This is a genomic window from Halomonas sp. BMC6 (assembly GCF_964204995.1).
Classification (GTDB): Bacteria; Pseudomonadota; Gammaproteobacteria; order Pseudomonadales; family Halomonadaceae; genus Vreelandella.
In genome coordinates, this window is record NZ_CAXNSH010000001.1 from 3,332,673 (window position 1) to 3,348,762 (window position 16,090).

The 16,090-nt window shown below is 54.5% G+C and carries 15 protein-coding genes; 6 read left to right on the forward strand and 9 right to left on the reverse strand.

The annotated features are described in order from the left end of the window. Positions 1-113: 113 nt before the first annotated feature. Positions 114-1,613 carry a sodium:solute symporter family protein gene (locus tag AB6K10_RS16280; protein ID WP_339119312.1) on the forward strand — a complete coding sequence of 500 codons (1,500 nt, stop codon included), beginning with the start codon at positions 114-116 and terminating at the stop codon, positions 1,611-1,613. 79 nt (positions 1,614-1,692) lie between these two features. Here AB6K10_RS16280 and AB6K10_RS16285 read toward each other — a convergent pair whose 3' ends face one another. Genes AB6K10_RS16285 through AB6K10_RS16295 form a run of 3 tightly spaced genes read right to left on the reverse strand, consistent with a single transcriptional unit; the run spans position 1,693 to position 5,028 of the window. Next, entirely contained in the window at positions 1,693-3,168 is a 1,476-nt protein-coding gene (locus tag AB6K10_RS16285; RefSeq protein WP_339119313.1) for a mannitol dehydrogenase family protein, read from the reverse strand. A gap of 9 nt (positions 3,169-3,177) precedes the next feature. After that, the gene (gene manD, locus AB6K10_RS16290) at positions 3,178-4,389 is read right to left on the reverse strand and encodes a D-mannonate dehydratase ManD (protein ID WP_139527061.1); all 1,212 of its coding nucleotides are present in this window, start codon (positions 4,387-4,389) and stop codon (positions 3,178-3,180) included. 30 nt (positions 4,390-4,419) lie between these two features. Beyond that, positions 4,420-5,028, reverse strand: a complete 609-nt coding sequence (locus AB6K10_RS16295) for a glucuronate isomerase (protein ID WP_339119625.1) — start codon at positions 5,026-5,028, stop codon at positions 4,420-4,422. Positions 5,029-5,115: 87 nt separating this feature from the next. Between AB6K10_RS16295 and AB6K10_RS16300 the strand changes: the two genes are divergently transcribed. After that, a protein-coding gene (locus AB6K10_RS16300; protein ID WP_305948193.1) for an IS3 family transposase occupies positions 5,116-6,203 on the forward strand; the annotation gives its coding sequence in 2 pieces (ribosomal slippage) (positions 5,116-5,368 and positions 5,368-6,203; 1,089 coding nt in all). Between the two features lie 3 nt (positions 6,204-6,206). Here AB6K10_RS16300 and AB6K10_RS16305 read toward each other — a convergent pair. From AB6K10_RS16305 to AB6K10_RS16330, 6 genes are all read right to left on the reverse strand, one after another. Beyond that, positions 6,207-7,043: a glucuronate isomerase gene (locus AB6K10_RS16305; protein WP_339119314.1), complete on the reverse strand. Its 837-nt coding sequence runs from the start codon at positions 7,041-7,043 to the stop codon at positions 6,207-6,209. Between the two features lie 37 nt (positions 7,044-7,080). Then, positions 7,081-8,370, reverse strand: a complete 1,290-nt coding sequence (locus AB6K10_RS16310; protein ID WP_339119315.1) for a TRAP transporter large permease — start codon at positions 8,368-8,370, stop codon at positions 7,081-7,083. After that, positions 8,367-8,861 carry a TRAP transporter small permease gene (locus tag AB6K10_RS16315; protein WP_285263459.1) on the reverse strand — a complete coding sequence of 165 codons (495 nt, stop codon included), beginning with the start codon at positions 8,859-8,861 and terminating at the stop codon, positions 8,367-8,369. The genes AB6K10_RS16310 and AB6K10_RS16315 overlap by 4 nt, the downstream gene beginning before the upstream one ends. Positions 8,862-8,963: 102 nt before the next feature. Further along, positions 8,964-9,956, reverse strand: a complete 993-nt coding sequence (locus AB6K10_RS16320) for a C4-dicarboxylate TRAP transporter substrate-binding protein (protein ID WP_339119316.1) — start codon at positions 9,954-9,956, stop codon at positions 8,964-8,966. 98 nt (positions 9,957-10,054) lie between these two features. After that, positions 10,055-10,786, reverse strand: coding sequence for a GntR family transcriptional regulator (locus tag AB6K10_RS16325; RefSeq protein ID WP_339119317.1), 732 nt, complete (start codon positions 10,784-10,786; stop codon positions 10,055-10,057). Between the two features lie 155 nt (positions 10,787-10,941). Continuing rightward, positions 10,942-12,615 (reverse strand): methyl-accepting chemotaxis protein, encoded by a 1,674-nt coding sequence (locus AB6K10_RS16330; protein WP_339119318.1) that lies wholly within the window; start codon positions 12,613-12,615, stop codon positions 10,942-10,944. 280 nt (positions 12,616-12,895) lie between these two features. Between AB6K10_RS16330 and AB6K10_RS16335 the strand changes: the two genes are divergently transcribed. From AB6K10_RS16335 to AB6K10_RS16350, 4 genes are all read left to right on the forward strand, one after another. Continuing rightward, positions 12,896-13,225 carry a four-helix bundle copper-binding protein gene (locus AB6K10_RS16335; RefSeq protein ID WP_339119319.1) on the forward strand — a complete coding sequence of 110 codons (330 nt, stop codon included), beginning with the start codon at positions 12,896-12,898 and terminating at the stop codon, positions 13,223-13,225. A 260-nt stretch (positions 13,226-13,485) separates the two neighbouring features. Then, complete coding sequence (locus tag AB6K10_RS16340) at positions 13,486-14,115, forward strand: transporter substrate-binding domain-containing protein (protein ID WP_339119320.1); 630 nt, start codon at positions 13,486-13,488, stop codon at positions 14,113-14,115. After that, positions 14,112-15,062, forward strand: coding sequence for a cation transporter (locus AB6K10_RS16345; protein ID WP_305946609.1), 951 nt, complete (start codon positions 14,112-14,114; stop codon positions 15,060-15,062). The genes AB6K10_RS16340 and AB6K10_RS16345 overlap by 4 nt, the downstream gene beginning before the upstream one ends. Before the next feature lie 9 nt (positions 15,063-15,071). Next, positions 15,072-16,082, forward strand: coding sequence for a potassium channel family protein (locus AB6K10_RS16350; protein ID WP_339119321.1), 1,011 nt, complete (start codon positions 15,072-15,074; stop codon positions 16,080-16,082). Positions 16,083-16,090: the final 8 nt, after the last annotated feature.

Here is a 16,090-nt window from a genome sequence, read left to right on the forward strand (position 1 = left end):
AGGGTGCGGCGCCAGATTGCCGCTTGATCACGATAAAAGTCCCGCGGCAATCGCTTCCATTGCCTACCTATCGGCCGCGGCAACGGCCGGATAAACAACGATAAGAGGTTACCATGAACAGTCAAATATTCCTTGCCGCCTTTGTGCTCTATATTGTCGCTATGATCGTCTTTGGATGGTGGGTGTCACGACATAAACGTGGCAGCGGTGACGACTTTTTGCTTGGCGGGCGAAGTGTTCCCCTATTTCTCACCGTCGGCACCACGGTCGCCACAATGGTGGGTACCGGTTCCAGCATGGGAGCCGTTGGCTTTGGTTATGCAAATGGCTGGGCGGGGGCGCTCTACGGTATCGGTGGTGCCATTGGGGTGCTTCTACTCGCCGTCTGCTTTGCCCCTGTGCGTAAACTTCGCTTCATGACGATGAGTGAAGAGCTGGCCTATTACGTTGGCGCGAATCGGTTAGTGCGTAACATTGTTGCGCTTCTCATCTATATCGCCTGCATTGGCTGGCTCGGTGCCCATATTCTTGGCGGTGGCCTGTACCTCTCCTGGATGGCGGGTATCGACCTGACCACGGCGCGTATTCTGGTGGCACTGGGCTTTGGTATTTACTGCGTGGTGGGCGGCTACTTTGCTGTCATCTGGACCGACACCATTCAAGCCATCGTGCTCTTTGCAGGCTTTATTTTGATGGCCGCGCTGGCACTGGTGGAAGTGGGCGGTTTCTCAGGGCTTACTGCAGGTATGGACGCAGGTGCCATCAGTTTTCTAGGCATTGGTCAGATTGGTGCACTGCCGGCATTGTCTCTAGCCGCTGTCATTGCGATTGGCGTGCTGGCCACGCCTTCGTTTCGGCAGCGGATCTATTCCGGCGAATCCGTCGGTTCGGTACGTCGTTCGTTCTTGATCACGGGTGTTCTTTATCTCGGGTTCTCAATCATTCCTGCCATTATCGGTATGGCCACCCACGCTCTCAATCCAGGGCTTGAGAATAGCAACTACGCCTTTCCCTTCCTGGCGACGGAAATCATGCCATTAGGATTGGGGCTACTGCTGTTGGTAGCAGGCCTCTCTGCGACCATGTCGAGCGCAAGCTCCGACGCCATCGCCGGTGTGTCCACGCTGATCCGAGACCTCTATGTACTCGCCACGGGCCGCACCCCGTCCGCCCGCAACGTGGTGCGCTTCTCACGGATCGCCCTGGTAGCCACCATTGGTTTAGCACTGCTGTTCGCGCTTGCCTCGGACAACGTAATTACCTACATCACCCGCATGATCTCGACGATTCTGTCAGGACTGTTTGTGAGCGCCATGCTGGGGCGCTTCTGGCCACGCTACAACTGGCAGGGTGCCATTGCCACACTGCTATGTGCCTCCGCCACTTCCTTGATCATTATCGCCAACAGCGATTGGACAGCTTTCTGGGGCAATCCCAGCATCCCTGCCGTTCTCGCTGCGCTGGTGGCCGGGATCGTTGTGAGCCTTCTGACACCGGCCTCGCAGGTATCCCCTGACCAGGCACTGGCAATTCTTGACCAAGAACGCCAGCGCATGGAGCAAGTGCCAGAGCCAACGCTCACCGGCGCTGAAGCGACCTCAACGACTCGCTAACCGCCAAAAAGCTGTAAAAAAAGCCCCACGATTGTGAACTGACACCTCAATCGTGGGGCTTTGCTTGGTACTAAAGAACTTATAGCGCCGCTAACGCCTCGCTAAGGCCCTTCTGGGTCAGAGCGTGATAGGCCGACGTCACCGCCTGTGCGAACTCGTCGTTTTTAGCCAGTTCGCTGGGCACGACATCGTCCATGGCTAAGAAAGCGGTTACCAGCGCCCCCGCGGCTGAACGGTTGCTGGCATCATGCCTCTGATGCAATTGCGCAAAGCGCTTGGCCAACGGGTCATCGACCGTGTAGCGATTACCCTGGAGATCTTCACCTGCGGTATAACGAATCCAGGCCGCCATGCCGAGTGCCACACAAGGCGAGGGTTGGCCAGTACCAGCACGCTCCAGCGTACCCGACAACCATCGCTGCGGAAGCTTCTGGCTGCCATCCATGGCAATTTGCTGCAGACGGTGACGCAAACTGTCATTGGCAAAGCGCGCCAATAGCGAGTCGGCATAAGCCACTAAGTCGATACCCTCGGGCATATCGAGTGTCGGTGCGGCTTCCTCAAGCATGTAACGACGCAACAGTGTGCGCAGTTCGGCTTGATGAATACCGTCAACAACCGTCTCAATGCCTGCCAGTGCACCAAGATAGGCAAGCAGTGAATGACTGCCGTTCAACATGCGCAGCTTCATGGTTTCAAAAGGGGCCACATCGGCCACCATTTCCACCCCTTCTGCTTCCCAGCCTGGCCGCCCCTGGGGAAAGTGGTCTTCAACCACCCACTGGGAGAAGGCTTCACACACTACGGCATTGGCATCGGGTATTCCCAGCGCCGCCAAACGCTCAAAGTCTGCATCCGTCATGGCTGGCACAATGCGATCTACCATACTGCAGGGAAAGGCCACCTCATCGGCAATCCAGCGGGCCAGCGTCGGATCGCAGTACTCGGCCAATTGCACTACCGCCTGCCGTGTACGCGTTCCGTTGTCGGGCATGTTGTCGCAAGAGAGCACTGTAAAGGGAGGAATCCCCGCCTCACGCCGCCGCGCTAACGCTTCCACCAACAATCCAGGCGCGGTTCGGGGCTGTTGTGGAGAGGCGATATCGTCGATGATCATCGAATCATCACTTCTTAACTCACCGCTCGCTGGGTTGAGAAAGTAGCCCTTTTCGGTAACCGTCAAAGTAACGATACGAATGTCTGCAGAGGCCAACCGTGCCAGTAACGCTTCCCTATCACGGCCCCAGTCGCCTGCGTGATCACAGCCAGAAAAGAGGGTCTCTTCGATCACCCCAATTTCACGCAGCGTCAGGTGTTGGCTGTTGGCGTACTCCGCGACATGATAGCGATACCCTGCCGCAGCAAGATCATCAACCAGCCCAATACTGGAACGCAAATTAGCGCTACACACGCCCCACCCAACATCACCGCTGCGCTGACGGTAACGCTCTAGGTACACCGCCTGATGGGCACGATGAAATGCACCAAGTCCGAGATGAACAATGGCCAGCTGGCTCGATGGTGGAGCTGCAGATATAGACTCAACTTTTGGCATCGTTAGCTCCTACCAGTGCCACAACGTACCATCTTCCAGGCGATTCACCGGAAGGCTGGCACGTTTATAGGGGTATTGTTTGGCCAGCGTTTCATCAATATCCACCCCGTGCCCCGGTGTTTCACCGACAATGAAGTGCCCATCGACAAACTGGTAGTCATGCGAGAAAACGGTATCTACCACTGCCTCGTGGGGCATATGTTCCTGAATACCGAAATTAGGCACCCACGTATCGAAATGAATAGCGGCACCCAGGCATACCGGTGATAGATCCGTGGCCCCATGAAAGCCCGTACGGACATGGTAAAGCGACGCAAGATCAGCGATTCTGCGCATGTGAGTAATGCCACCGCCATGACTCAGCGGCGTACGAATATAGTCAATCAGCTGTGCTTCCAACAGCTCGCGATAGTCATGAATTGAATTGAACACTTCCCCCACTGCTAACGGCGTGGTTGAGTGCTGGCGAATGAGCCTAAAGCTTTCCTGATTCTCTGCGGGCACACAATCTTCCAGCCAAAACAGGTGGTAGGGTTCTACTTCTTTCGCTAGGCGCGCGGCTTCAATGGGCGTCAAACGGTGGTGAACATCGTGCAGGACATGGATGTCGGCACCGAACTGCTCCCGCACGGCCTCGAATAGCTTGGGCACGTGGTTCAAATACTTTTCGGTACTCCAGACATTCTCACTGGGCAATTCTGCATCGGCGGGCTCATAGCGCTCTCCGTCCTTCTTGGTCACGCCATACGTGGTAGGAATACCCGGGACACCTGCTTGCACTCTGACCGCGCGATAGCCCAGCTTCACATGTTTCTCTACCTCACTGAGACAAGCATCAATATCCTTGCCAGTACAGTGAGCATAGGTCATCACTCGCTCACGGCTTTTCCCACCCAGTAACTGATAGAGCGGCAACCCTGCCACCTTGGCCTTGATATCCCAAAGGGCCAAGTCCACCGCCGCGATAGCCGACATAGTGACAGGCCCACGCCGCCAGTAAGCACCGCGATAAAGAAAGTGCCATATATCTTCAATTCGGCTTGCATCACGGCCAATCAGTGCCGGTAGAACATGCTCTTCCAGGTAAGCCACCACTGCCAGCTCACGCCCATTTAGCGTCGCGTCACCAATACCGTAAACACCGGATTCAGTAATAATTTTGAGTGTTACAAAGTTACGTCCTGGCGACGTAACAATTAAATAAGCGTCACTTATAATCATCATTATTCCATTACGAAGAGTAAAAGGTAATCAACGCTCAAAGAGGTAGCGCTGCACATTGTCATAACAAACGGCGCGCACCATTTCCCCGACTCGATCCACGTCGCGAGGTAGCTCACCACGCATCATTTGAGCCCCCAGCATCTGGCAAAAAATACGCCGGAAATAGTCGTGCCTGGAAAAGGACAAAAGGCTGCGTGAGTCTGTCAGCATGCCAACGAAGTGACGCAACAAACCAAACTGCATCTGGGTCGTTAACTGCCGCTCCATGCCATCACGTTGGTCGTTAAACCACCAGGCAGCGCCAAATTGAACCTTGCCGGGAATGCCATCCCCCTGAAAAGAACCGGCAAGACCCGCCAACATCTCGTTGTCCCGTGGGTTGAGGTTATAAAGTACGGTGCGTGGAAGCTGATGTTCCCGGTCGAGCGCGTCCAACAGCGCCGCCAAGGGTTCGGCATAGGTAGTATCACCAATGGCATCGAAGCCGCTGTTCGCGCCTATCTCACGTCGCCCCCGCTGGCTTAAGTCACGCAAGGCACCAATGTGGAGCTGCATGACCCAGCCCCGACGGGCATACTCCTTGCCCAGCCATAACAGAACCGCCGTGGTAAAACCGTGGGCGTCATCACTGCTCAGCGCCTCCCCGCCCTTTGGTAATCCCCCCGAAAAACAGCGGTGATCGAAAGTAGAATTTTCCGTAAGCTACACGCAGGGAGATTCTGCATGAAGAAGTCACGTTTTTCCGACAGCCAGATTCTGTCGATCCTGAAGCAAGCCGAGAACGGCGCCCCGGTTCCGGAGCTGTGCCGTGAGCACGGCATGAGCAGCGCCAGCTTTTACAAATGGCGCGCGAAGTTCGGCGGAATGGACGCATCGATGATGGCCCGTTTGAAAGAGCTGGAGGATGAAAACCGCCGGCTCAAGAAGATGTATGCCGAAGAACGGCTGAAGGCTGACATCCTCAAGGAAGCCATCGAAAAAAAGTGGTGAAGCCGTCTCGTCGCCGTGAGATGGCGCAGAAGGCCGTCACTGAGAAGCGTGTCAGCATTCGCCTGGCGTGTTGGATGTTCAGCATCAGCGAGACCTGCTATCGCTACCAGGCCAAGCTCAGCAGCGAGAATGCCGAGATTGCCGACTGGCTGATTCGATTGACCCATAATCAGCGGAACTGGGGCTTTGGTCTGTGTTTCCTGCATTTGCGCAATGTGAAAGGCTTTGCCTGGAATCACAAGCGGGTGTACCGGATTTACCGGGAGCTGGAACTGAATCTGCGCATCAAGCCCAAGAAGCGCCTGGTTCGTGAAAAGCCGGAGCCTTTGGCTGTGCCGGACACGATCAACGACAGCTGGTCGATGGACTTCATGCACGACCAGCTCAACGACGGACGCAGTTACCGGCTGCTGAATGTGATCGATGACTTTAACCGCGAAGGCCTTGGCATTGAAGTGGACTTCTCGCTTCCGGCAGAGCGTGTTATCCGATCACTGGAGCAGATCATCGAATGGCGGGGCAAGCCTCGTTCTATTCGCTGTGACAACGGCCCAGAGTACATCAGTGGCAAGCTGGCGACCTGGGCGGAGAACCAAGGCATTGCTTTGGCGTTTATCCAGCCCGGCAAACCCCAGCAAAATGCCTATATCGAACGCTACAACCGAACGGTGCGTTACGATTGGCTGGCACAATATCTATTCGACAGCACCGAAGAAGTCCAGGATTATGCCACTCGTTGGCTCTGGCACTACAATCACGAACGACCCAATATGGGACTCGGAGGGATTACCCCTCAACAGAAGTTGGCTATGATGGCCTGAGGTCTACTTTTGAACCCCGCTAAAAATGGGGGGATTACCCTTTATTCGCTCCAGAATACGATCAAGCTCATGGACGGCAGGTGGTACGACAAACACTGGCTTTTCTAAACTGTGATCGGAAAGGCAGCACCCTGCCCCCTCAAAATGTTCCAATCGTTGGTAAAGAGCTGCCAATAAATCATCGAAGCGCTGAATATTCAGGCCGCTGGCCGCTTCGAGCTTTGCCAGATAATCGATAAAACCCGGTTGCTCAATCTTGAGTACCAAGTCGGCACGGAAAGTAGGCAGCATGGTTGGGCCAGCGCCACTGGTTGCATGCCGTTGGTGGTCGGCCAAGCTGTCGGTGGGGTCATCCGTGGTACAAATGGTACGCACGTTGAAGCGCTTTAAGATCCCTTGAGCACTGAGCTGAGGCGTTGCCAACCGCTGCTGCGAGGTCTGCCACACTTCCTCCGCCGTTTCTGCCGAAAGAAGCACATCGTTGATCCCCAGTGGCTCGCGCAATTCAAGGTGGGTCCAATGATAGAGAGGATTGCCCAAGCAATCCGGCACGGTTTCTGCCCATGCTTGAAAGCGCTCCCGATCACTAACGTTCCCGGTAATACGCTGCTCTGCGACACCCGCGCAACGCATGGCTCGCCACTTATAGTGATCCCCCTTGAGCCAAAGTTGGGTCAAGTTATCAAATTGAACGTCGTTAACTATTTCAAGTGGGTCCAGGTGCGAGTGATAGTCGCAAATCGGCATGACAGCAGCATGATCATGATAGAGCCGTCGGGCAGCTTCATTTTCCAATAAAAAGTCTGCACCTATGAACTCAATATGGTCGTTAAACTTCATCGTTACTCCTTGGTCATTGAGACATTCATAGGAACTTCTACCCAAGTAACAAGTTGGGCAAAAACAGAACAATATCCGGGAAGAAAAGAATACCCAGAACCACTACGAAGACCGCAAAAGCGAAAGGCAGTAGTTCACGGCTATACTCATAAAACGAGCAGCGTAAAATGCCGCATACGGTATACATCGAAATACCGACCGGGGGTGTCATGCCGCCGAAAGTGACCAGTGTCATCATAAGCAGCCCGAAATGAACAGGATCAATACCAGCCGCTTTAATAACCGGTACTAAAATGGGGGTCAGCAACATCACCACGACAGTAGCCTCAAGTAACATGCCTAAAAAGACCAGCAGCAACGACACGGTAAGCAGTAAGGTGATATGGCTGGAGAACACGCCAAGGGTTAATTCAGCGATTGTTTGCGGGACTCTTTCAAAAGAGACGACATAACCGATAATGCCCGAGAACATAATAATGAGCATAATCATGCCAATATCTCGCACGCTGGCACGCATGGCATTCAGGATTTCTTTCACCCCCATCACCCGGTGGATAACACACCCCACTAACAGCGCATAAGCAACGGCAAACGCACCTGCTTCGGAAGGCGTAAACAACCCATAACGGATACCTACCAACAGCCACACGGGGAAGAGTATGGCCCAGATACTACTTCGCAGTGCCTTCAAGACTTCTGAGCCAGTAGGCAAGTGCTCTGTGACGGGCTGATAGCCGCGTCGTTTGGCCATAATGTAAGTCGTCACCATTAACGCAACCATCAATAAAAAACCGGGGACCAACCCGGCGATGAATAGTCGCCCTATCGAGACTTCCCCAAGGTAGCCATACAGAATCAAACCGATGCTGGGTGGAATCGTCGCAGTAATTAAGCCACCGATAGACAGCACCGCCCCTGCAAATCCAGAAGAGTAGCCACCCTTGATCATGCTTTTCCCCAGCACACGGGACTGCATAGCGGCATCGGCCACTGCGGAGCCTGACACCCCACCCATCAACGTGCTCAATACAATGCTTGCCTGTGCCAAACCGCCACTCATCCACCCCGCCAATAGGGTAGAGAGATGAACTAAGCGAGGGGTAATGCCACTGGCATTCATTAAGTGGCCGATAAAAATAAACAACGGAACGGCTAAGAGCGGAAAGGACTGTGTCGAAGAGACGACTCGCTGCACAGCGATACTCGTTGGCAAGAATGTTTCAGGTAGCAAAAAGTAAGAAAAGCCCGCAATTCCAATAGCAAATGCGACAGGCATGCCAATGGCCATAAGAAACAGGCCAAAAACCAGTAATAGCGCGGCTGTCATAGCGACTCCTCCACCATGTCGTCATCGTCAGCCATCAAGCTACCAATAACACCATTAGCGGATATGCGACGTACCAATGAAACCATCATCAGCAAAGCACCAATCGGAAGCGCCAAAGTGATATAGCCATAACTTAGCCCCGCCACTCCCATTGGGCGCTGCCAGTTTGAGGTAGCTAAACCGAAGCCATACCAAGCAAGAAGAACTAAAAAGAGCAGCATCATCGCAATACACAAACTGGTAATCATGAATTGCAACTTAGCGGGTAACCGAATAACCAGCGCGTCAATGCGCACCTGACCACCGTGACGTAGCGTGATGTCGGCACCTAACACGGCAGTCCAGATAAACAGGAATTGCGCCAATTCAGCACCACCGGCGAAGGGGCTTCCTACGGCTCTAGCGGTTGAGCTAATAAACATGGTGAGAGAGGTACCGCCGAGCAGCAAGATGGCTAACCACTCCTCACCTTTATCGTACCAATGCCACATACAGCATTCCTCGCCCCGTAGGGCATATGGATGGTGGGTTAATAGCAAAGAGAAAAGGGGAAAGCTCCTGCCCAGAGAACCAATACGGGCAGGAGCGGAGACTCACTCTCCAGAGAGCAGTTGCTCGCGATATTGGTCGTAGCCTAACTCTTCATAGACGCTGCCAACGCGCTCACGGAATAGATCGATATCCACATCGGTAAATGTGACGCCTTCAGCTTCCATCCTCTCCTGCACAGCGGCCTGTGCTTCCATGGTGGCTTGACTCGCCGCGTCACCCGCCTTTAAGAGCTCTTCATCGAGAATAGTGCGTAGCTCTTCAGGCAAGGTTTGATACCACTGATCAGAAGTGGCGATACCCGTCATTAAATGAATATGGTTCGTTAACGCCACATTCGTAATCACTTCATGGAGGTTTTGGCCTTCGGCAGCAGTTAATTGTGCTTCTGCGCCATCAATCGAGCCTAATTGAAGCGCAGAGTAAACTTCCGACCAGGGCAAGGGAGTGGCGGTTGCCCCCATAGCTTCAATCGTTTTTACCCATACTGGGGAGTTGATTGTTCGTACACGTACGCCATTCAAGTCGTCAGGTGCCTTGACTTCATTCTGAGTCAGCATCTGCCGCGACCCCTGAAACCAGTTGTAATTAAGTAGACGCAGGCCACTCACGCCTGCCAACCCTTCCACCCACTCCTGATACAGCGGCGACGCGGTTATTTGAGCGTAATCACGCGGGTCCTCAACCAAGTAAGGGGCACTTAAGATGCCAAGCTCTGGTTGATATTCCGATAAACGGCCAGCATCAATGAGAATAGCGATATTGGCACCACTGCGGATTTGCTCCACGACATCTTCATCGGAGCCCAACTGGCTATTCGGGAAAATCTGGATCGTCAGCTCACCATCAGAACGCTCTTCAATACTTTGCTGAGCGCTCTGCAAAGCCTGTGCGATAGGATCTTGGGGGCTCAATGCGATAGAGACATTGAGCTGGTAAGCAGCGTGTGCAGTTTGACTTGCGACAACCAGCGCAATCGCTGGGAGTAACCGTGCGAGTTTCATCTTCAACTCCTCAAGATAATTATTGTTGGTCATTTGTTCGCCAGCATTACGGCTGGAACTACGTCATGCAGGACAATCATTCATCTGGTTGATATGGCTGTGTTGATGTGGCTGTGTTGATGTGGCTGTGTTTATGTGGAACGTGCTGGAGCAGCCAATCCCGCTCCTGCAAATAAATCGGGGAAACGACGCTCAAGCTCAGGCAACGAATTCAGGATTTCACGCTGATGAACACTCATCGCCTTCTCGGCGGCGTCACTATCTGAAGCCACAATTGCATCGACGATTGCCTGATGCTGATCGGCTAACTTAGGGATCGGTGTAGAGTCAGGGATACTCAAATAACGTACCCGGTCCAATTGCGCCTTCACATCTTCGATGACGTTCCATGCCATGACCTGTCCCGTGGAAAAGGCCAATGTGCGATGAAACATCTCATCAAGAAAAAAGAAGCGGTCATGGTCCTGGCGCTCAATACAGCTGCGCTGGCGCTCAATCAGTTCCTTAAGCTCCATTAGCACACTCTCAGGAAGTGCCCCCTTGGCGGCTTCCAGCGTAATGGCGACCTCCAATGACTCACGGATGAAGCGTGCTTCCAGAACCGCCTGTCGGGAAATACCCACCACATACGTGCCTCGCTGAGGGCGCACTTCAACCAACCCTGCCTCTGAGAGGCGGATAAACGCCTCTCTCACGGGCTGGCGACTGACAGCGAATAAATCCGCAATCTCCTTTTCAGAAAGCGCCTGCCCCGGTGCCAGCACCATGCGAATAATCGCTTGCCGCAATACGTTATAGAGACGTTGGCGCACCGAAACATCACTACCCTCCCTCTGCCACATCGCTTGCAAATTTGTCTTCATGTCACCCCAGAAAGTGCCTATACACGCCAGCTGATACAACTAGTATGGTAGTATGGATGAAATAAAAAAAGGCTAAATGAATTAGCCTTTAGTCGACGACACAAACTCTCACATAAAAAACTACTTATTTAGCTCTATGCTCCTCTCTTCAGAATTCAGAACTGCTCCCACTCATCGGCCGACGACTGCTTGGACGGCAGCACTTTGGCGGCGGGCTTATTGAGCCCAAGCGGCTGTGGGCGGCGTAGTGCTGGCAAGGGTTGCACGCCACCTTGGGAGGTTCTGAAGGCATTGACGCTGTTAGTCAGGGCGGCGGCTTCCCCGCTCAGTGTGTCTGCCACGCGGCGGTAGCTCTCCATGTCAGTCGCGCTTGCCTGGGTGGTACTATCGATCTCGGCAATGGCGAGGCCGATCTGGGCCACGCCATCGCTCTGTTCACTCGCGGCCCGACTGATCTCTTCCATCAGGTCGTTCACCCGCTGGCTCGCTTGGCGAATGCGCTGCGTGGCGGCCTGGGTTTCACGCGTGTGAGCAGCACTTTCCAGCACGCTTTGGTTGGTATCCACGATCATGCGCTGGACTTCTTTCGCCGCGTCGGCGGTTTGATTGGAGAGCTTGCGTACCTCCTGAGCGACCACGGCAAAGCCGCGTCCGTGCTCGCCCGCGCGCGCCGCTTCCACCGACGCGTTTAGCGCTAAAATATTGGTTTGAAACGCGATGGCATCGATGGTTTGCACCATGTGCTTCATCCGTTCGGACTGTTTGGTCAACGCTTCCATGGCGTGCGCCAATTCATCGGTTAAGCGGGTGGCGGTGCCGACTTCCGCTAGGTTGGTATCTGCGGCTTTGCTCGCCAGCTGCGCATTCGAGGCACTCTGGCGCACGGTGCTGGAGATCTCCTCCATGCTGGCCGCGGTTTCCTGTACGGCAGAAGCTTGCTGCTCCAAGCGATCAGCCATATTGGTATTGTTATTCAGGATTTGATTCACCACAGGACCAATGGCTTCCATATTGCGCTGGATATCGCTAGCAGTGGAGAGCAGAGAGCGTCGCATCAGTTGCAGCGCCTCCAAGGTTTGGCGCAGCGACTGACGGCGGGTGGAAGGAATCACCGTATTCAAGTTGCCCGCTGCCAGCTGCAGCGCAATATCCTTAAGCGATGCGACCGAGCGGTTAAGCGAGCCAAGCAATAGCGCATTCACTGACCAAATAGAACTTGCCAGAACCAGGGCTAATACGCCTAATGACCATCCGGTTAAGCCAAATCGTTGAGCGACCCACAGCCCTGCGCCAAGCAGCGCAGCGCTCGCTATTGAAGAGCCAATCACACGCGCTTTTACGCCCTCCCACTGGAAGGATGGCAACTTGCCGCGCAGCCCTTTGCGCTTTAACTTTCCACGTTTTAAGTAGTAAGGGCAGCTATTTTCACGCATTTGGCGGTATAGGTGGTCAAAGTAGCGTGCCTTCTCTTCACCGGCATAAGAGCGCAGTGAGGCATAGCCCTGTAGCTCTCCTCTATCCACCACCGGCACCACATTGGCATGCACCCAATAGTGGTCGCCATTTTTACGACGGTTTTTAACGTACCCTTGCCAGGAGAGTCCTTCGCGCAGCGTTGCCCACATATCACGATAAACCTCGGGCGGCATATCCGGATGACGCACCACGTTATGGGGCTCGTTCATCAACTCTTCGATGGAGAAACCGCTCACCTCAATAAAGCGCGGGTTGGCATAGGTAATATAGCCATTGATATCCGTGCGTGAGATCAGAAAGTCGTCGGGTTCGATCGGGTAATTCGTTTGTGATACGTAGCCGTTGTTACGCATAGCCCACCCCTTTATAAGAATACCTTTATACGCCAGCCAGCCCCATGGGCGTACTATGGCTCAGGCATTAACAAAAGTAACGGCGGCTCCCCATACTGTGACATTTATTGACATTCCACACGTGGCTCAGCACCGGCTATACAACGCTTTAAAAAGCAGCGTGGGCCTTTAAACAACATTAAACATCGCTGACTAGCAAGGCACGTAAACTCACCGTCGGCTAGCCTTACACCTCAACGCCCGGGAAGGGTGTTCTCACTCGTTGACTAAGGAGCTGACGATGAATTTTGGAGCCTTCAAGGAAAAAATCGAAGCCTGCCACATTTGCGCCGCTTATTGCGACAAATGCGCCACGCTGTGCCTGCAAGAGAAGGAGGTACAAGCCATGGCCGAGTGCATTCGTATGGACATTCAGTGTGCACAAATCTGCCGCTTGGCCGCGTCTTACATGGCACAAAATAGCGAATACGCCAACGATGTCTGTCAACTTTGCGCTGATATTTGCCAAAAATGCGCCGACGAATGCGCCAAGCACGACGTCGAACACTGCCAAGAGTGCGCCAATGCTTGCCAGCAGTGTGCCAATGCGTGTGCCAACATTGCCGCTTAACGGCAGTCATCTCGATAACCGTACCAAGCCGTGCTCTCGTAGCACGGCGTTAACGCTCTCTATCGTTTTCCCATGGACGCCCCTTAATGTTAGATAATCATGGCAACGTGCTTAATCACCATTTAAACAGTGAGATTTAAATCGTCGTGAAAAGACGCCTTTCTATATTTAAAAGCACGTTCTCTTACCCGCTATATGTGTGTATCGTCCTCTCTTTAACGTTAATGGGCTGCCGTTATCCTCAAAACGTAGAACGCAGCATGAGCGATATCGAGGAGGGGACGCTATTTATCGGTATTACGGAAAACCCTCCTTGGGTAATCGCTACTGCGGCAGGCCCTCAAGGGGTCGACATTGATCTTCTCGACCGTTTTGCAGAAAGCCTCGACGCTACCATCGAGTGGCATTGGGGCAGTGAGAACGAGCTGTTGCAGGCACTCCAACATCACCAGCTCGATATCGTCGCCGGGGGCCTCACCAGCAATACCCGCCTCGGTCAGTTAGCGGCCACGACGCGCCCGTATTACACCACGCACCATGTCATCGGCATGGCCACACGCGGCACGCAAGCCAACACGCTCGAAAAGACGTCCGTGGCGGGGCAAAAGGTCGCCGTGCCGCGCCTCAATCGCGTCATGCAGCCCATTCGCGCACTGGACGCGACGCCGGTCATCACCTCGCGTTTACATGACGCCCCCGGCTGGGTGGCTGCCCCTCATTGGTGGCTGGACGCCCACGGCTTTCGCCCCACCACTCACCGGCTCGCAAGCGAGCACCATGTCATGGCACTGCCCAAAGGGGAAAACGCGCTCATGCTGGCCCTACAACGCCATCTGAACGATAGCCACTCCCTGCATGCGCAGCTACAACGCTTCGAGGCCGCTGAATGAAAATCCGCAAGCCCTACCGCATGCCCCCAGAGAAGCAGCGTCAGCTCGATTATCTCATCACGCTTGAGTGGTGGAATTTAGGGTTTCGCGCATCCATCGTGCTAGTACTAGGGCTGGTGTTAGGCAGCAGCCAGGCCATGAAAGCGGCCTGGATCGAAGACATTCTCTCGCTCATTCCACCCGTGGCTTTTTTAGTGGCTATGCACTTTCGCAACCGCCCGCCTAACGACACGTTTCCTTACGGCTACCAGCGCGCGACGGTGATTGCGTTTTTATGCGCCGCCACGGCGCTGAGCTTGATGGGTAGCCTGCTACTGCTGGATTCGATCATGAAGCTGATCAGCCAGGAGCATCCATCGGTCGGTGCCACCACGCTATTCGGCCAAACGTTTTGGATGGGCTGGCTCATGATCGGCGCACTCGTCTACAGCGTGATTCCTCCGATGGTGATTGGCCACCTCCAGACCAAAGCCGCCGTAAAAGTCCATGAGAAAACCGTCTACGTCGACGGAAAAATGAGCAAAGCGGACTGGATGACCGGCTTGGCGGCGATCATTGGCATCATTGGGATTGGTGCCGGTATCTGGTGGGCAGATGCGCTGGCGGCAGCGCTCATCGCTATCGACGTGACCAAGGACGGCGTGGTGAACCTGAAAGAGGCCGTGGGTGATTTATTGGATCGTCGCCCACGGTTTACCTCGAAAGCCCAACCTGAAGCGTTAGCCGAGATACTCGAAGCCGAGCTCAAACAGGTCGACTGGGTCGCCGATGCCGCCGTTCGTCTCCGGGAAGAGGGCCACGTATTTAGCGGCGAAGCCTTCATTACTCCCCGCGATTCGCATCGATTAATCGAGCGCATCGCCTCGGCAGAGGCCATGCTGAACCACTATGATTGGCGTATCTATGAGGTAGTGGTTAGTGTGACTCCCTACGACTCATCGACCTAAGGAGCAACAATGATCGGCAATCCATGGCTCGGCGTGATCGGCATCCTGCTCATTGCCCTCGCCAATTACGATGCCATCAAAACTACCCTGTCTGCCTCCCACTCTGGGCCGATGACCAACCGCTCCATCAGCAGCGTATGGGCCGTGCTACTGGCGATCCATCAGCGTCATCGCTGCCACCGGCTACTGTCAGCCGCAGGCCCCTGGCTAACCGTAGGGTTGATCACCATTTGGCTACTGCTTGCCCTGGCTGGCTGGTGGCTGCTGTTTTGCAGTGCCGAAGACGCCGTGGTGAACGCAACGACGAAAGCCTCCGCCAATGGAATCGAGCGCCTGTACTACGCGGGCTATACGCTGACCACCCTCGGCTACGGCGACTTCGTGCCTGGAAGTGATGGCTGGCGAATGACCCCGCCGCTCGCAGCGGCCAACGGCTTCTTTCTCTTTACGCTCACCATTACCTACATGCTGAGCATCATTGCCAACGTGACGGAGAAACGCCATGTCGCGCTCACCATCCATGCGCTGGGAGAAAGCCCTTTAGACATCCTCAGCGCCACCCACGATAACGGGACGTATACGAGTTTGGGGCAACAGCTTCAGCCTCTCCAGCAGGCCATCAGCCGCTTAGGGCAGCAGCATCTGGCCTACCCTATCTTGCACTATTACCACGACCCCAGAAGCCAAAAATCGCTGCCCGTAGCGCTTGCACGCCTGTACCAAGCGCTATCCATCGCCCAGATCGCCTGTCCTACTATCGGCCACGCGACGCGACAGCAGCTCAATATGGGCATCGTCACGTTAGAGAATTTTCTTGCCACGCTGGATAGCGCCTTCATCGATGCCGTACCCACGCCCCCCGAGCTTCCCTCCTTAGAGGCTTACCACCGCCTGCCCGGTATCGCGACTTCCCCACACGCGATACGCCAGCAGCTAGCGGAACGACAGCAGCGATTGCTCGCCGCCTATGTGCAGAAAGATGGTTGGGCGTGGCAAACGATATGGAATGAGCCCCTGTAGCAAAGCCG